The organism is Teredinibacter waterburyi (genome assembly GCF_001922985.1).
GTDB lineage: Bacteria > Pseudomonadota > Gammaproteobacteria > Pseudomonadales > Cellvibrionaceae > Teredinibacter > Teredinibacter waterburyi.
Map to the genome: position 1 here is coordinate 1 of NZ_MRUH01000007.1, position 17,030 is coordinate 17,030.

At 46.1% G+C, this 17,030-nt stretch carries 11 protein-coding genes; 10 read left to right on the forward strand and 1 reads right to left on the reverse strand.

Translation table 11 applies throughout. The features are described 5' to 3' along the window. A partial coding sequence (locus IDZ20_RS00055) for a phosphopantetheine-binding protein (RefSeq protein WP_245792026.1) occupies positions 1-1,140 on the forward strand: 1,140 nt, incomplete at its 5' end. A gap of 59 nt (positions 1,141-1,199) precedes the next feature. On the opposite strand, the gene IDZ20_RS00060 is transcribed toward IDZ20_RS00055, so the two are convergent. Then, the gene (locus IDZ20_RS00060) at positions 1,200-1,970 is read right to left on the reverse strand and encodes an FkbM family methyltransferase (protein WP_188149384.1); all 771 of its coding nucleotides are present in this window, start codon (positions 1,968-1,970) and stop codon (positions 1,200-1,202) included. Positions 1,971-2,324: 354 nt separating this feature from the next. Between IDZ20_RS00060 and IDZ20_RS00065 the strand changes: the two genes are divergently transcribed. The 9 genes from IDZ20_RS00065 to IDZ20_RS00105 all read left to right on the forward strand — a co-directional run bounded on the left by IDZ20_RS00065 (position 2,325) and on the right by IDZ20_RS00105 (position 17,012). Then, complete coding sequence (locus IDZ20_RS00065) at positions 2,325-3,959, forward strand: hypothetical protein (RefSeq protein ID WP_245792027.1); 1,635 nt, start codon at positions 2,325-2,327, stop codon at positions 3,957-3,959. A gap of 2 nt (positions 3,960-3,961) precedes the next feature. Beyond that, a complete protein-coding gene (locus tag IDZ20_RS00070; RefSeq protein WP_188149385.1) occupies positions 3,962-4,927 on the forward strand; it encodes a lysylphosphatidylglycerol synthase transmembrane domain-containing protein in 966 nt (321 codons plus the stop codon). Then, a complete protein-coding gene (locus IDZ20_RS00075; RefSeq protein WP_188149386.1) occupies positions 4,924-6,378 on the forward strand; it encodes a UbiA family prenyltransferase in 1,455 nt (484 codons plus the stop codon). The genes IDZ20_RS00070 and IDZ20_RS00075 overlap by 4 nt, the downstream gene beginning before the upstream one ends. A 12-nt stretch (positions 6,379-6,390) precedes the next feature. Beyond that, on the forward strand, positions 6,391-7,707 hold the full coding sequence (locus tag IDZ20_RS00080; protein ID WP_245792028.1) for an FAD-binding oxidoreductase: 1,317 nt from the start codon (positions 6,391-6,393) through the stop codon (positions 7,705-7,707). Then, entirely contained in the window at positions 7,704-8,453 is a 750-nt protein-coding gene (locus IDZ20_RS00085; RefSeq protein ID WP_188149388.1) for an SDR family oxidoreductase, read from the forward strand. The genes IDZ20_RS00080 and IDZ20_RS00085 overlap by 4 nt, the downstream gene beginning before the upstream one ends. A gap of 5 nt (positions 8,454-8,458) precedes the next feature. After that, positions 8,459-9,814 (forward strand): hypothetical protein, encoded by a 1,356-nt coding sequence (locus tag IDZ20_RS00090; protein ID WP_188149389.1) that lies wholly within the window; start codon positions 8,459-8,461, stop codon positions 9,812-9,814. A gap of 268 nt (positions 9,815-10,082) precedes the next feature. After that, positions 10,083-12,938 (forward strand): G8 domain-containing protein, encoded by a 2,856-nt coding sequence (locus IDZ20_RS00095; protein ID WP_188149390.1) that lies wholly within the window; start codon positions 10,083-10,085, stop codon positions 12,936-12,938. A gap of 39 nt (positions 12,939-12,977) precedes the next feature. After that, positions 12,978-13,571 (forward strand): isopropylmalate isomerase, encoded by a 594-nt coding sequence (locus IDZ20_RS00100; protein WP_188149391.1) that lies wholly within the window; start codon positions 12,978-12,980, stop codon positions 13,569-13,571. Between the two features lie 381 nt (positions 13,572-13,952). Then, positions 13,953-17,012, forward strand: coding sequence for an Ig-like domain-containing protein (locus IDZ20_RS00105; protein WP_188149392.1), 3,060 nt, complete (start codon positions 13,953-13,955; stop codon positions 17,010-17,012). Positions 17,013-17,030: the final 18 nt, after the last annotated feature.

Here is a 17,030-nt window from a genome sequence, read left to right on the forward strand (position 1 = left end):
GAAAGCTTGCCGGACTACATGATCCCTGCGCACTTTGTGTGTTTGCCTTCATTTCCGCAAACACCTAATAACAAGGTTGATCGCAAGGCCTTACCTAAGCCTGAATTGGAAAGTTTCTCTGATGATTTGAGTGCTAGTTACGCGCGCAACGACTTCGATCGCGCTTTAGTTTCCGTTTGGAGGCGAATATTAGCCCGAACAGCTGTTAGTATCGATGACGATTTCTTTGCGATGGGCGGCGACTCCATGTCGGCGATTACCTTAATTAAAGAAATGAAAGTCGCTACCGGCGTTGAATTTCCTTTGTCGAGTATTTTTGAGGCCCCAACGATAAGGCTACTAACTGCTGATGCGGGCGATGTCTCGTCGAAAAATGCGAGCGTGGTTAGTCTCAACAAAGTTGACGCTTCAGTCGATTGTGTTATGTATTGCTTAGCCGGTGTTGAGATCTATAGACCCTTAGCCGAAAAGTTCTCCGATATTCCGGTTTACGGCGCCTATGCGAAACAAGAAATAAATATTATTGAGCATCAGGCGAGCGGCGCATCGAAATTAACCATCAATGGTTTAGTGGATGCCTATATAGAGGCTATTACGAGACAGGACGCCAGTAAGAATATTATTTTAGCCGGGCTATCATTTGGTGGACTATTGGCCTTAGAGGTTGCGGTGCAATTAGTCGCACGTGGATATAACGTTAAGCATATTGTGCTTTTAGATACGCGCTTACCCAACCAGAAAACACGGCGCTTTAGAAAAATAGTCCCCGATATTATTAAGCTCTGTCGGCGCCAGGGTGTGGTTAATGTGGCGAATCGGCTGTTAAATAAGGTAATAAAACCAAAGCAGGTTTCAGCAACGGTTAATTTGAAACGGCCAAATCCGCAGGGCGCAGCATTACGCGTACTTACTCAGATGTATAATGTTGATGAGCATAACTATCCGTTTGATGTCTTGCTAGTTAAAGCAAGCAGTGAGCAAGTTGGCATCGGCTATGAGCTCAAGCACGATTATGGTTTCTCAAAAATAGTAAAAGGTAGCATCGAGGTTGCAGAGATAGCCGCGACTCACACGGGTATTGTTCACGGTGGCGCAGTAGATAAGCTGTATGAGCTAATGAGCAAATATTTTAGTCGGTAATTTTGTTCGAAGAGCGTGTATTAGAAAAGGTAATAGCCTGTGAACGCCCCCGCCAAAAGTTACTTGGCGGGGGTATTCAAAATACTAAACAACCCCGAACACCAGGATAAGTGTGGTGTTCCATGGGAGCGGTATTTTTCGTAAATATCGACTAACTGAAAGTCATATTGGGCAAGGAAGTCGATCATTTGGCTTGGCGATCCTTGCTTGTCGTAAAGTGGGCAGAAGTTCATTTCTAGAAAAACGTTCTTGATCAATCCTTGTTCGAAACTCTTTTTCGCCCCTTTAAGTACGTTGAGATCAAAGCCTTGGGTATCTATTTTTAAAAGATCTATTTGGCTTAGATTGTGTTCCTGCACAAAGAGGTCAACAGTGGATACCTCAACGGTTTCCAGTGTGGTTACCGTATCTTTATTGCCGTGAAAAGGATTTCTGGTGTCATCAGCCAAATCTAAAAATGAGCTTAGTAAGGTGTTGCCGTAGTTTTTAAATTCAAGTTCGCTAGGTGCTTCCCCTAAGGCAAGTTTAAAAAGCTCGACATTATTCCACTTGGGTAGATTTTGGCGAATCTTGTCGGCTAGCGCCTGGTGAATTGCGGTAGACGGTTCGAAAGAGAAAACCTTAGGGTTATCTAATGAGTCGACTAGCATTTCAATGGTTTGACCAACATTGGCGCCAACATCTAGGCAAATCGGAGAGCGATTGTTAATGATAGTGGCCAAATCTTCATCAATTTTGTAACCCTTAACGGCGTAATGAGGGTTGGGCTCGAGCCGTTTCCCCAGCTTGTTGAGTGCGCCAAATACTATTGTTTTTAGGAGTCGCTTCATGTGGAGTGTCCTTATAAATAAATGCTGGCGTAGGCTATTGGAAATGCGGTAAGTATTGCACAGGAGATATCCGCGATACTAGCGCAACGTGGAGCATCATTAATGACAACTAAATGTACCTGCGGGGGTTCATTAGAAGTGATTAAAATCTTTGATTTTGCTAAGATCACAAGCCGTAAGCCAGCGTTGTCTAAGCCTGAGCGTAACCCGTTCAAAATCCGAACGAGTACGTTATTAATTCATGTACGTTTAGACTGCCGATCAGCCGTTAGTATCTGCACGGTTAGCCTGCACATGACCCCCGAATTCAACACTAATTCAGTTGTTACTTTCAATTATTGAGGAATCTCTACAGTGACCCCAAGACGAATACCCAATGCAGTCTTTGTTTTTAGTGGCTTACTCTTACTGATTGGATTAATCGCTCGACTACTTCCGTTGTTCGGTGGAGTCGATAGAATAATGCAACAGTTCCCATCTGAAGATGGCTACTTAATGCTGACCATTGCACGTAATTTAGCCCTAGGGTTTGGGATGAGTACCGCCGAGGGTACGATACCAACTAACGGTACACAGCCTTTCGTCACCTTTATTTGGGCTTTGGGGTACTTGGCTGTAGGTGCAGATAAATTCTACGGCGTGATAGTGTCACATTTGGTGCAGTTTGTAGCGAGCTGCCTATTTGCCTTGGTGGTTTACCGTCTATTTTTGAAAGTGTTTAAGACCCATCTTTACGGTAATCAAATTGCAATAATTGGAGCGGCGCTTCTCTTTGCGAGCCCGCAGTTGCTTCCCCATAGCATGAATTTCTTAGAAACGGGCGTATACGCGCTTGTTATCGCTGTGGTAATCAGTACTTTTTATGAGACGGATGCAGATGCAGGTAATCTCTGGAGCTACAAGAAATCCATCGCTGTAGGCTTGCTGTTGGGGCTTTTGTTTTGGGTGCGAATAGATTCCGTTTTTATTATCTTCGCGGCATGCGTGTCGTATCTATATAGAGGTGCACATCTTGGCGCGGCGCATTTACGCGAACGCTTTGTTCGCACCTTGGTATTTGGAACGACCTCCGTTATTGTCGCTTCACCTTGGTTGATTTCAAATTACCTCAACTTCGGTTCGTTTATGCCGATTAGCGGTCAGGCGCAAGACGCTAAGTCGTTCGCACAGAATCTCGTTGTCATACCCTCTACGCTAGTAGAATACCTATCGATAATTGTTCCAATCCCACAAAGCCTGCAGCAGCAACCCGCGGTAGTCGCATTTTGTTGTTTGCTTATAGCGCTGGCGATAGTGTTGTGGGTGATGATGTTTCGGAAGCTTAACCGCGGTCATCGCACCTTGATGATCTTTGGCGCAATAGTCGCATTTTGTTTTGCGTTTTATTACGGAATATTTTTTGGTGCGAAGCATTTCGTAGCGCGCTATTTATCAGTGCTAGCGGTATTTTTTGCCATGTTTACAATTACTATCGCGTTTCATATCTGGTCGATGGTCGGCCGCGCGAAACTGCCTAGCGCGAGTATCGCAGGCCTTGTGGTGGTGTTACTCGTTGCTGGATTAAACGTGCGAATATATTTTACTGGAATGCCCCACGAACATATTCAAGTGATTAATTGGGTGGAGCAGAATGTGCCCGACGACCAATGGGTAGCAGCGATACAAACCGGCACCCTTGGCTATTTTCACGATCGCACTAAGAATTTAGATGGCAAGGTTAACCCCGATGCCTTAGCCGCTAAAAAAGGTCGCGCGTTTTGTCCAGAAGTTGACGATGAAACCGTATTTATTAACGGTAAGAAAAATTGTCTAATGCACTATATTGTACAGAGCGATATAGCTTACTTGGCCGATTGGCAGGGCATTACCGGTTGGTCCGAATACGAGCCATTAAAAAGTAACTTTGAACTCGTGGTAAATGATTCGAAATCGAATTTAGGTGTCTATCGCCGGTACGGAGCTAAAACCAAAGCTATGGTAGAAAAATAGCTGTGGGAAAAATTAATAAAGTACTCACAGTAACCGTAGCCAGTATATTCCTCTACGCCGTTTGGGCATTCTATTCCGGTTTTGATGAAGTTTATGCGGGGCTGCAGCGCGTAGGCTGGGTAGGCTTCGGCCTATTGTTGGTATTGTCACTTTTTAACTATGGCCTGCGTTTTTTTCGCTGGCATTTGATGATTGGTCAGGTTACTGGCGTTTGGGTACCGCTGCGTGCGCATCTAAGTTGTTATCTTTCCGGCTTTGCCTTAACTGCAACCCCCGGTAAAGTAGGTGAGGCGCTACGCTCGTATTATCTACGCCCTCACGGTGTCGCCGTTAAAGATAGTTTGGCGGCACTGTTTGCTGAACGCCTTATCGATTTGATTTCGGTTTTATTCATCGGTGCACTAGCACTTACTCGGTTTGCCGAATATCGCTGGATCGGTATAGCGGTAATCGTGGTTGTATTGTTGGCGGCAGGCTGTGTGCGTAGTCCATATCTCGTAATATTCTTGCGTTGGCTGCAAGCAAAAATTAACAATCAGAAGTTACACTATACGCTCTCTCACCTTATCGACATGATGGAATCAGCTGCACGCTATATGGTTTGGCGAGTGTGGTTAATTGGTTTGATATTGGGTGTAATTGCCTGGGGAGCTGAAGCCTGGGGGTTAATGCTTCTGGTAACCTGGTTAACCGGCGAAGATGCCACATTAATTGTCGCTGGCATCTATGCCCTGAGTATGATTGTTGGTGCGATTTCATTTTTACCCGGCGGCTTGGGCGGCGCCGAAGCGGTAATGGCTGGGCTATTGGTTGCTTTGGGGGTTAGCTTTTCCGACGCGACTGTGGCGACCATCATCTGCCGTGTAGTTACCTTGTGGTTTGCAATCTTTATTGGTCTTGCGGTGATGATGCGTTATCAATATATCGCTGCACAAAAACTAAAACTCTCAAGTGAAGAAACATTATGAGTGAAAATATCGAAGGTGTTCCGCTGCTGGTGGATCTCGATGGATCATTAGTGCGCACCGACACCCTGTTTGAAACAGCCATTCTGTTTATTAAAGGCCAGCCTTGGTTGTTGCCGCTGATGGCGTTGTGGTTGTTGCAAGGAAAAACAACGTTAAAACGAGAACTCGCCGAGCGTACCAAGCTTAATGTTGAGGTGCTTCCGTACCGAACCGAGGTGATTGATTACCTCGAAAATGAAAGAACTAACGGACGGGAAATAATACTGTGTACTGGTAGTTGGTCTGAAGTTGCAAATCGAGTTGCTGCGCACCTAAATATTTTTAGCGGTGTTATGGCGTCGGATGCTAGTCAAAACCTTACCGGCAAAAATAAAGCGCGTACTGCGGTCGAGAGGTTCGGCGAGCGGGGGTTTGATTATCTAGGTAACGAAGATAAAGATCTTTTAGTCTGGAAGCATTCTCGTCGCGCCTTGGTGGTAGGCGATGAAAAACTAGAGAAAAAAGCGGCAGCAGTGACGGACGTCGAAAAAAACTTTAAAGATGAGAAAGCTGGGTTTAAGGTTTTCCTAAAAGCAATTCGCGTTCACCAGTGGGCGAAGAATGCATTATTGGTGGTGCCATTGCTTACTGCGCATCAGCTCGCCAATGTGGGAATGATATCCGACGTTATCGTCGCCTTTATTAGTTTTGGCTTATGCGCCTCGGCGACTTATCTGTTGAATGATATGTTCGATCTGGAGGCCGATCGTAAGCATCGTACCAAATGCCGGCGCCCACTGGCTGCAGGTACCATCAGCATTCCGGCTGGGGTATTAATGTTTACGGGGCTAATGGCTGCCGGCTTAGGCCTTGCCGTTTGCTTGAATCTTCTTTTCGTAATCGCGTTATTGGTCTATTTGTTTCTAACCATTATCTACAGTTTCAAACTAAAGCGTTTGCAGACGGTAGATGTGATCGTATTGGCAAGCTTATTTACAATACGGGTAATTGCAGGTGGCGCAGCGATCAGTGTACCTTTGTCGTTTTGGCTACTGTGTTTCTCAATGTTTTTGTTTCTCTCTCTAGCGATTGTAAAGCGTGTCAGCGAACTGATTAAAACGGCCGAAGAAGTTAATGCTAGCGAAAAGTCTGGAGAAGAAAAGGTGAGTGGCCGCGGATATTATATTTCCGACCTTGTGATCTTACAAAATCTAGGTGGTTGTTCCGCGTTTATGTCGGTGCTTGTTTTGGCTTTCTATATCAACAGTGACGAGGTAGTACAGCTCTATCGCCATCCAGAAATTCTCTGGTTGATTTGTCCGATTATAGGTTATTGGGTTATGCGTGTGTGGATGCTAACTGCTCGCGGGCAAATGAATGAAGATCCAATTAGCTTTGCAATTGTAGATAAAAATAGTTGGTACGCGGGTGGATTGGTTTTGATGGTGTTATTTGTAGCTGGTTTAATTTAGCGGTAAATGTCTATGAAAACGTGGTCGTGGGGAAATATACCAGTAGCTGAGCATCGCTTACTGCCGTTAACTTGGAGCGATAGCGCACCTGATTTTTCTCGTGCCGAAGGCCCTTTCCTCGCCTATGGATACGGCCGAAGTTACGGCGATGTGCCTGTCAACGATGGTGGTGCACTACTGCAAACATCAAGTCTAAATCGCGTTTTATCGTTCGATCGAGACAGTGGTGTTTTGCATTGTGAAGCCGGTACAAGCTTGCAAGATATACTCAGTTTTTGCGTTCCCGCGGGCTGGTTTTTACCGGTAACACCGGGGACTCAATTTGTGTCCTTAGGTGGCGCTGTGGCGAATGACGTCCACGGCAAAAATCACCACTGTGCAGGCACCTTCGGTTGTCACGTGTTGGGTTTCGATTTAGTTAGATCGAATGGTGAAACAATGTGGTGTAGCTTGACTGAAAACAAACCGTTGTTTGCTGCAACAATCGGCGGCTTGGGTTTAACCGGTTTGATACTTACCGTTAAGTTACAGCTTAAAAAGATAGTAAGCAATTTAGTTGATGTCGAAAATATTCCCTTCGCCAATCTTGCTCAGGGGCTAGATTTATTCAAGCAATATAACGCCTCGACCTATAGCGTGGCCTGGATCGATTGTATCGCCGGCGGTTCCGCTCTCGGGCGTGGAATATTTTCCTATGGTGAGCATAGTGAGCGTCGCTCGATTACAACTCCTGCTAATCGTCAAGTCTCCGTGCCTTTTAATTTCCCATCATTTGCGTTGAATAAATACTCAGTGCGGGCGTTTAATGAGGTTTATTACAAAAAAGGTTGTATGGGCACGCCTGGAATTCAGCAGAGCTATTACGAACCCTTTTTCTACCCGTTAGATAAACTTCTTAAGTGGAATCGCATCTATGGAAAGAAAGGGTTTTATCAGTATCAGTGCGTTGTTCCCTTTGGTGATAATGACGAAGGCGCAGCGGCAATTGAAAAAATGTTAACCCTGATTAGTCATTCGGGTAACGCGTCGTTTCTTGCCGTTTTAAAAGTTTTTGGGGATAAGCAATCACCTGGAATACTTTCATTTCCAATGAAGGGTATAACCTTAGCGCTGGATTTTTCTAACCGCGGTGCCCGCACCCTGGCGCTATTTTCTGAGTTAGATAAAATCGTCATTAATAATGGTGGACGGGTGTATCCTGCAAAAGATGCGCGTATGTCCGCAGACGCATTTTCACGCTTTTTCCCGCAGTGGCAGGAATTTGAGCAGTATATAGATGATCAATTTAGCTCGAGCTTTTGGCGGCGAGTGACTGAGGGATTGAAATGAATAAAATACTTATCGTAGGTGCGACATCCGCGATTGCCCAGGCAGTGGCGAGACAGCTTGCGGAGTTGGAGAAGGACACGGCACAATTTATTTTGGTTGGTCGAAATGTGGATCGATTAGAGTCTATCGGTACTGATTTAAGTGAGCGGTTTGGCTGTGTTGCAACTTCGGTAGTTGCTAACTTGGATGCACTCGATGACATCGATGCTTTGATTCAACGTTGCTGGGACACCTATGGCGGTGTAGACATTGCGCTTATCGCCCATGGCGATTTACCCGACCAAGCTAAGTGCGAAAATGACTGGGCAGAATTTAGTCGAGTGTACAATGTAAACGCATTGTCCTATATGGCGGTTATGCACGCGCTTGCATTAAGAATGGAAAAGGTACGACAGGGGACGATTGCTGCGATTGGCTCAGTAGCGGGGGATCGAGGCCGCAAGAGTAACTACGCCTATGGTAGCGCTAAAGGTGCTGTCGCTATTTTTTGTCAGGGGTTACGCAATCGCTTATTTTCAAAGGGCGTTCATGTGCTTACGGTTAAGCCGGGTTTCGTTGATACTCCAATGACGGCCGCTTTTGACAAATCGGGGCCGCTTTGGGCAACGCCAGATGTAGTTGCGAAAAGTATTGTGAAAGGGATCGTTTCGAAGAAAAATACCATCTATACGCCGGGGTTTTGGTGGTTGATTATGACCGTTATAACAAACATTCCCGAAATGATTTTCAAGCGTTTGTCACTCTAACCACTATGCCCAATTCACTCGCTCATATTATGTTATTTGGCTGGCCAATTTTGGCTGGCTTTGTAATTAAGGGGCGGAGCGCGTCTGAAGCAGCGGTACTGTTATTGTTGGTACCCTACTTACTTCTTCCCTATGGATTTGGGATAGACCTACCTTTACTTCCACCAATTGATAAGTCAACGTTGCCATCGCTGGTAGCGTTGTTCTACATGCGTTCGCGTTATTACAAATTCTCGCTAATCCCCGACAATCCAACTTTAAAACTGCTGTTATTTTTATCGATACTTTACCCACTGTGTACCGCGTTAGCGAATGGCGATGCTTTGGTGTATGGGCCAACGGTTCGCCCTGGGTTAACCATTTCCGATATTATCAGTATGGAATTTAACAGTTTTACAAATCGCTACGTGCCGGTGATGCTCGGTGCGACGTTTCTAGCTACGGCCAAGAGCCATAGAGAGTGCCTTAGAATTTTTATTATTGCTGGTGTGATCTATACAATTCCTTCGCTTTGGGAGGTTCGTATGAGCCCGCAGCTACACGCGAAGTTTTACGGTTATTTCCCTCATTCTTTTGGCCAGCAAATGCGCGATGGTGGCTTTCGTCCCGTTGTATTCTTAGGGCATGGACTCTACGTTGCGATGTTTATTGCTATGAGTTCAATAGCATGTGCGATTTTTTGGAAAGAAAAATTTGCCGAGATGAAAAAGTTCGGCTTTCTAAAAATGACATTTATGATCGTTGTTTTAGCGCTGTGTAAAACCTGGAGCGCGGTGATCTATGCAGTTATAGCCTTGTTGGTAATTCAGTTTACCTCGACAAAAATATGGACAAAAGTCGCCTTTGTGTTTGCGTTAATTGTGTTTCTTTACCCGATGTTGAGGGCGGCAGAGGTCATCCCAACGGATGATATTTATGAATTTTTCTTGGCAAGAAGTGAAGATCGAGCACAAAGCTTAGGTTTTCGCTTTATGCATGAAGACCGATTGCTAGAGAAAGCGGGTGAGCGATCTTTATTTGGATGGGGTGGCTGGGGCCGTCAGCGAATTTGGGATCCGATTACCGGCGAGGATCTTAGTGTAATTGATGGTACATGGGTAGGTGTGTACGGCGCCTATGGATGGTTAGGTTACCTTTCATTCTTCGGTTTACTCTGTATACCGATATTTCTCCTAATGTTTGGTGAGGCAAAGAAGAAGTTTGTTGTACCTGTTTATACCGCTGGGCTAGGTTTTTTACTTTCAATCAATTTAGTTGATTTGTTACCTAATTCTTCTCTAAATTCGATAACCTTCCTGATTGCCGGGGCCATCTTCGGTTACGTAAATCGTGGCTACACTGTTGAAGAACGATTGACCTGATCGGTTGCAGTTTGGCAGTGTTTAAAGGGGTTCCCTAGGGTTACTGCTGCAGTTCTGCCCAACTTCTATTCGCTCTAAAACGTCCGTCGGATGTTATAAAATGTAATAGCTGGAACTATGTCACATTAAATGCGCTGCCCGCTCAAGCGCTGAGGTGTTAGTGATATAGCTCAAGTCCTACAATAGAGTTGCCCCGTAAACTACCCACCTGCGGCATAATGCGCGCGTGATTTCGTTCCACCTTCTATTTATTTTCTGAGGTTCACTTATGTTTAGGGCCATTACGAAGCTATCGACTATAGCCCTTACGGTACTTTTTTTGAGTGCTTGCGGTGGCGGGGCTAGTGAAAATAGCTTAATCAATGAAACAGCCAATGGTCCCGGCGATGGTGTCGGTAATGGTTCTACTACAAGTAGCAGTTCGACCAGTAGCTCATCGAGTTCAAGTGGTAAGTCCACAAGTGGCGGTAGCACTAGTTCAAGCACCAGTACTAGTTCCAGTAGCAGTGGCGCCAGCTTCCCGAGTTTACCGCCACCAGAGATACCCACTGAAAATTCTGCGCGCGTATGTGAGGGTGATCCGGTAGAGGTTGTGGGTTTGCATCCAGAAGTAACACCGCCCGATACAACCATGCACGACGATGTCATAAAGCAAAATGAACATATGGCGGCAATGGAATTGGTATCGGGTGATGACGTAACCCATACCGCTGTAGCGAGTGGGCGCTGGTGCGATACCAGTACGTGGGAGGGCGGTCGTATTCCTGGCCATAATGCAGCTGTTCTGATCCCCGCAGGACGAACAGTTGTCTACGATGAAGTGTCTACAGCAACGATTAAAACAATACGAGTTGACGGCACGCTGAGTTTTTCAACGTCCAAGTCAAGCCGTTTACGGCTGGACACCATGGTGGTTGGTGTTAACGGTAATTGGATTATTGGTACAAGCAGTAACCCTGTTCAGAGCGGCGTAGAAGTTGAAATCATCATTGCCGACAATGGTGATATCGACGTCGATTGGGATCCACTGTTGCTTAGCCGCGGTATTATCGCGCACGGCCATACGTCCATCTATGGCCAACAAAAGACTTCTCATGTGAAAGTTGCGTCTGATCCTTCACAAAATGACAGTACACTTACCTTAATGCAGACGCCGCTCAACTGGCAGGTTGGCGATACCATTGTTATCGCTGCAACCAAATATATTGGTTGGCGCTGGGATGGCTCTGCCGTTAGCTACGGTGGTAGCGAAGACGAAGTTCGAACCATAGCCGCAATTAACTCGAATCTTGTTACCTTAAGTGCGCCGCTTGCCTTTGACCATCACTCCCCACGCAGTGATTTAAAAACCAGCGTTGCTAACTTCACCCGCAGTGTCACGATTCGCACCGAGAACGCGGATCAACTTCCCGTGCATCGTCGTGGCCATGTGATGTTTATGCACAGCAATGATGTCGACGTACGCTACGCGGAGTTCCACGAGTTAGGTCGTACCGACAAGTCTATTGATAGCCAAGATATTGAAGACATAGTAGATAGTGCAACCGGCGTACACCCAGATAGCAATGCGCGAGGCCGCTACAGTTTTCACTTTCACCGTTCCGGAACCGCTGATCATAGCAAGCCGGCGATAGCCGTTGGCAATGCGGTGTTTGGGTCTCCCGGCTGGGGATATGTCCACCATGATAGCCACGCGATGTTCCACAATAATGCGAGTTTTAATACCCACGGCGCTGGCTTCGTTGCGGAGACGGGCAATGAAATTGGTATTTGGAGTAACAACATTGCGATTCGCGCTAAGGGTAATAAAAACGTCAATCCGAAGTTAGGCAACGATGAGGCGTCTTTTGATATTGCACGTAGTGGCGACGGCTTTTGGTTTCAGGGTCGCTTGGTTAAATCGTTTGGCAATATTGCGGCGAGTGTTGGTAGTGGCTTTACCTATTTTCACCGCGATCACACTGGAACAATGATCTATGTAGACCCTAATGACTACAGTCTTTCCGATGCTATCGCATTGCGCAATGACAGCGTTCATGTTGAAGATACACCTATCCGTAGCTTTACCGACAACGAAGCCCTGGCGTCGAAAATCGGCTTGTTTGTTGGTAAAGCAAACCCTGAGCAGGGTCACGATATCTACACTGTATTGGCCAATTTTACCGCGTGGGAAGTGAAGAATGGCGTTAACCTAGAGTACACGGGCCATTACCTGTTGCATGATTTTGATCTTATTGGCGCAACTGGCCAGGCGGAGTTAGGCGTTGAGTTTGGGCAAAACACATTTGATATGGTTGTCGCTAATACCAGTATTGAAAATTTCTCCGAAGGTGTGTTGTTGTCTAAGGTTCATGCGAAAGATAACGAGCGTTATATGGGGCATGATCAATATGCGCTAGTGGGTGTGAGCTTTAAAAATGTTGAAACTGAATACCTAGATTACGATTCTAAAGTGGACCAAGTGCTTTCAGTTACAGATCTAGTTCCCGGTCGGTTTAGTGTAAGCATTGATAACGTAAGCGAAGATCTGTTGGCAACTGGCGGCGGAACTATGACATTTTCCGGCAGTAAAGCCGACAGTATTGGCACCAACCCCTTGCCTGGCGGCGGGGATGTTTTGACGTTTAGCAGCAACCATTTCCGCCGTATTCTAAGTGAGGATGGTTACTATATAGAGCCGCTTAGCGGCGATTACTTCGTTGTATTCCGACAGTACTTTAGTGACCGCGCGACCGGGGAGTTACATAAATATGGGTTTAAGGTTCGCCTAACAGATGAAGCGAAAGACACGGTTGAGCGGGGAAGCTGGGAAGCGCAACTCAATGGTGAAATCAATTTACTAAGTGTACCGCCGGTTGCAGGTAACGACGTGTTTAACGTTGATGCCAATACTGACGTAACTCTCGACTTAATTGCCAATGATCTTGATGTTGATGGCGACAAGTTAACGATCGACAGCTACGAAGACCCAATTCATGGATACCTTTTTTACGATTCCAGTGCACGCTTAACTTATAGACCAGCGATTAATTATGTTGGCACCGATACGTTCAACTACTGGGTGAGTGATAATCAGGGGAATATATCTAAGGCAAATGTCTCGATTCGTATTGGTCTGAACTAACGAAGATATTGGCGTTAATCGGCTCCAGGTGGGTATTTTTTGGATAGGCTACTGAGCGAGATTAGTTGGTCGCCGCAAATTGGTGACCCCAGTGTTGTTGGCTGGTTAACCGTGTTGGCCTATTTGGTGGCGGCGGTAACGGCGACACTGGTTTACACAAAATATAACCCGCCAGCCTTAGCTCAGTATCCTGTGCGGCTAGTAAAGCTACGCAGGTTCTGGTTGTTTGTCGCTATAACCTGCATGTTGCTGGCAATTAACAAACAGTTAGATTTACAGAGTCTGTTTACCCAGCTGCTGCGCTATAGTGCGGCAGAACACGGTTGGTATAGCCAGCGACGCCATTTTCAGCTCTTGTTTATTTACAGCATGGTGGCGTTAAGCCTAGTGGGTGTGATCGGGTTAACCGCCTACTATCGAACAGAAATGGTCTTTATTGCTACTGCGATTGTCGGCATCGGGCTTCTGATATGTTTTGTATTGGTCCGCTCTGCTTCTTTTCATCACGTTGATTTTTTGATCAATTCAACGCTCCTCGGTGCCAAAGTAAATTGGCTAATAGAACTAACAGGAATAAGTCTTGTTATATTCAACGGTACTATTTCGCTGCTAGCATCAAAAAGGCAGGTATGAACTCGCCCCAACAAAAAACACCACTAAAGTATGATTAATTGTAATAAATGGAATATAGAGTTTATGTTGTACGGTGGAGAAGCACATACCAACTTCTATTATTTTATCTAGATCAACAGTGTATAACCTCGGATAATCGTTAAAAAGAGGTTTTTCGTGCCAGAGTTAATTATAAAAACCGATTATCTATAACCTATTGCGATTAAAATGGCGCCTAGCTATTCCTATTTCGGAACTATCTCACACTATTTAATTGGTACTTTAGTTCCACTCATTTGCTGTGACCGACTTCACTATTCACATCCCATTAATGGCTAAACTGCCGTTGAAGTCTGCTGATCGAGAGATTCGGCAACATACGTATAATGAGGTATCGGAATAATGAGAGTAGTAAATTTTAAATCTGTAGTATTGGTTGGTTGGGTCGCATTAGCGGTTGGTTGTGGTGGTGGCACAGGCGAGAATAGCCTTGTGACTGGGTCGACTCCCAGTTCAACGCCGCTCAATACCGATAATACACCTGCTGTACCAACAGACTCGCCTGTCGTCGAACCTACTCAAATCCCCGTACCACAGCCAACTACAGTCACAACATTAGTACCTACCGTTGCACCAAGCTTGGCTCCAACAGTTTCACCTAGCTTAGTCCCAACAGCTAGCCCAACGGCATTGCCTACTATTGCACCAACCGCAGCGCCAACCGCGATACCAACTGTCGCACCAACCGCGTTGCCGACTGCTTCTCCTACAGTATCGCCAACGGCTGCACCGACTACTACGCCAACTGCGCTGCCAACAACTGCACCTACCCTAGCGCCGACAGTGGTACCAACCGCTGAACCAACGCCAATCCCTACCCCAGTTCCAACAAGTGTAGGCTCGAAGCCCAATAATAAGGCGTGTAAGGGACTTGCCTTGGCTGAGATGGCAACGCAAACGAACATAGAAACGACGGATGGCGTTCCTAATCATCAGGACGTTTCGAAAATGAACGAGCACATGGCGATGATGGAGTTGGTTGACTATCAGCTTGTGACTCACGCAGTAATAGCCGACGGCGACTGGTGTTCAGCGAGCATTTGGGCCGAGGGCGCAATTCCTGGGGATGATGCACGAGTACTTATTCCAGAAGGCTTCACGGTAACCTTGGCAGATGTCGCCGGTGCCCGCCTAGACACCTTGCGTGTTGATGGCAGCCTGATTTTCTCTTCGAGTTCTTCATCACAACTAACCGTAGATACCATGGTGGTTGGTACACTTGGTGATTGGATTATGGGTACCGAAGAAAACCCTGTTCAAGAAGGTGTAAGCGCAGAGATCGTCATCGCTGATAACGGCGATATAGATGTTAGCTGGGACCCAATGTTATTAAGCCGCGGCATTATTGCCCATGGCCACACGGCAATTCACGGTCAAGAAAAAACAGTACACCTGAAAGTGAGTCAGGATCCATCTCGCGGTGACACAACGCTTACACTCGTCAAGGCTCCAACAAATTGGCACGTAGGTGACACCTTGGTAATTGCAGGAACGAGTTATATGGGCTGGGGCTGGGACGGTTCTGCCGTTAGCTATGCAGGCACTCAAGATGAAGTTAAAACAATTGCATCAATTAACCGCAATGTTATAACGCTCGATTCTGCGTTAACTTACGATCACCACAGCCCACGGGCCGACCTTAAAACCAGCGTTGCCAACTTTACTCGCAACGTTACTATCCGCTCAGAAAATGCAGCGAGCCTGCCAGTACATCGTCGCGGCCACCTGATGTTTATGCATAGTAAAAATGTGGATGTACGCTATGCGGCTTTCGACGGCTTAGGTCGCACCGATAAATCTGTAGAAAGTTTTGATATCGGCAATATTGCTGACGTTAAAGCGGACAGCAATGCCCGCGGCCGTTACAGCTTTCACTTCCATCGCAGTGGAACAGACGACCACCGCAACCCAGCGATGGCGATCGGCAATGCTGTATTTGGTTCGCCAGGCTGGGGCTATGTTCATCACGATAGCCACGCAATGTTCCACAATAATGCTAGTTACAACACCTTTGGTGCTGGCTTCGTAGCCGAGACGGGTAACGAGATTGGTATATGGAGTAATAACATCGCCATCAAAGCTGAGGGCAACAAAAAGATAAATCCAAAGCTAGGCAACGACGAGCATAAGTTCGATATCGGACGCAGTGGTGATGGCTTTTGGTTTACCGGTCGTCTAGTAAAGTCGTTTGACAATATTGCTGCTAGCGTGGAAACCGGGTTTACCTATTTTCATCGCGACCACACTGGCACCATGATTCACGTAGACCCAAACGATTACAGTCTGTCTGATGCTATAGCACTACGCGATGGTACGGTACACGTGGAAGATACCCCGATTCGTGGCTTTGAAGATAACGAAGCCTTTGCCGCAAAAATTGGTTTGTTTGTTGGTAAAGGTAACCCAGAGCAGGGCCATGATATATACACAGTGTTTAGCACCCTCACGGCTTGGGAAGTACGAAATGGCGTTAACTTAGAGTACACCGGACACTATCTATTAACAGACTTCGATCTGATTGGTACAACTAACGACTCTCAGCTTGCTGTTGATTTTGGTCTCAACACGTTTGATATGGTTCTTAAAAATACCAAGATTCACCATTTTGAAGAAGGTATACGTCTTTATAAGTCACACGCGAATGACAAGGTGGAATATATGGGCCGTGACCAATATGTTCTTGTCGGCAATACAATCACAGACGTGGAACACACCTATGTTGATTATAATGAGGGCGTTGATAAGGTCATCAATCTCAACAATCTGAGTTTGGATCGCTTTGAATTGTCGTTCGATGGGATTGGCGAAGATCGAGTGATTACATCGGGTGGCTCGGTAAGTTTCTCGGGCACTAAAAAGGATAGTATCGGTACTAACCCACTGCCTGGTGGTGGCGATAAGCTTGAATTCAGTAGCACCCATTTTCGTCGAATCCTCACTGAAGATGGTTACTATACTGATCAAGCGAGTGGCGACTATTATCTAATATTCCGCCAATACTTTAGTGATCGTGCGACTGGTGAACTGCATAAAGTTGGATTTAAAACTAAGTTGAATGCTAGCGCTGTCGATGCAGTAGATCGTGGTAGCTGGGAGGCGAACGACCTAGGCACTATAGATCTAAATAGCAAAGCACCTGTTGCTGTAGATGATCTACTGGTTGTAAATTCTGGAGGAGCGATTACCGTAAATCTAACCGCTAATGATCTAGATGTTGATGGCGACACTCTCAGTATGGATGGTTACGAGCCACCAATACATGGCTACATTATTAACAATCAAGACGGCACTATCGAGTATCGTTCAGCCCACGGTTTTACCGGAACCGATAGCTTTCATTACTGGGTGACCGACAACCAAGGTAATTTCAGTAGAGCGACCGTGTTAGTAACGGTTAATTAAGAAACAGCAGAAGCTGCT

What these genes read in the sequence shown, in the direction of transcription:
- IDZ20_RS00095 (WP_188149390.1), top strand. Translation starts at nt 10,083, where the DNA reads ATGTTTAGGGCCATTACGAAGCTATCGACTATAGCCCTTACGGTACTT.
- IDZ20_RS00080 (WP_245792028.1), top strand. Translation starts at nt 6,391, where the DNA reads ATGAAAACGTGGTCGTGGGGAAATATACCAGTAGCTGAGCATCGCTTA.
- IDZ20_RS00075 (WP_188149386.1), top strand. Translation starts at nt 4,924, where the DNA reads ATGAGTGAAAATATCGAAGGTGTTCCGCTGCTGGTGGATCTCGATGGA.
- IDZ20_RS00105 (WP_188149392.1), top strand. Translation starts at nt 13,953, where the DNA reads ATGAGAGTAGTAAATTTTAAATCTGTAGTATTGGTTGGTTGGGTCGCA.
- IDZ20_RS00060 (WP_188149384.1), bottom strand. Translation starts at nt 1,970, where the DNA reads ATGAAGCGACTCCTAAAAACAATAGTATTTGGCGCACTCAACAAGCTG.
- IDZ20_RS00085 (WP_188149388.1), top strand. Translation starts at nt 7,704, where the DNA reads ATGAATAAAATACTTATCGTAGGTGCGACATCCGCGATTGCCCAGGCA.
- IDZ20_RS00090 (WP_188149389.1), top strand. Translation starts at nt 8,459, where the DNA reads ATGCCCAATTCACTCGCTCATATTATGTTATTTGGCTGGCCAATTTTG.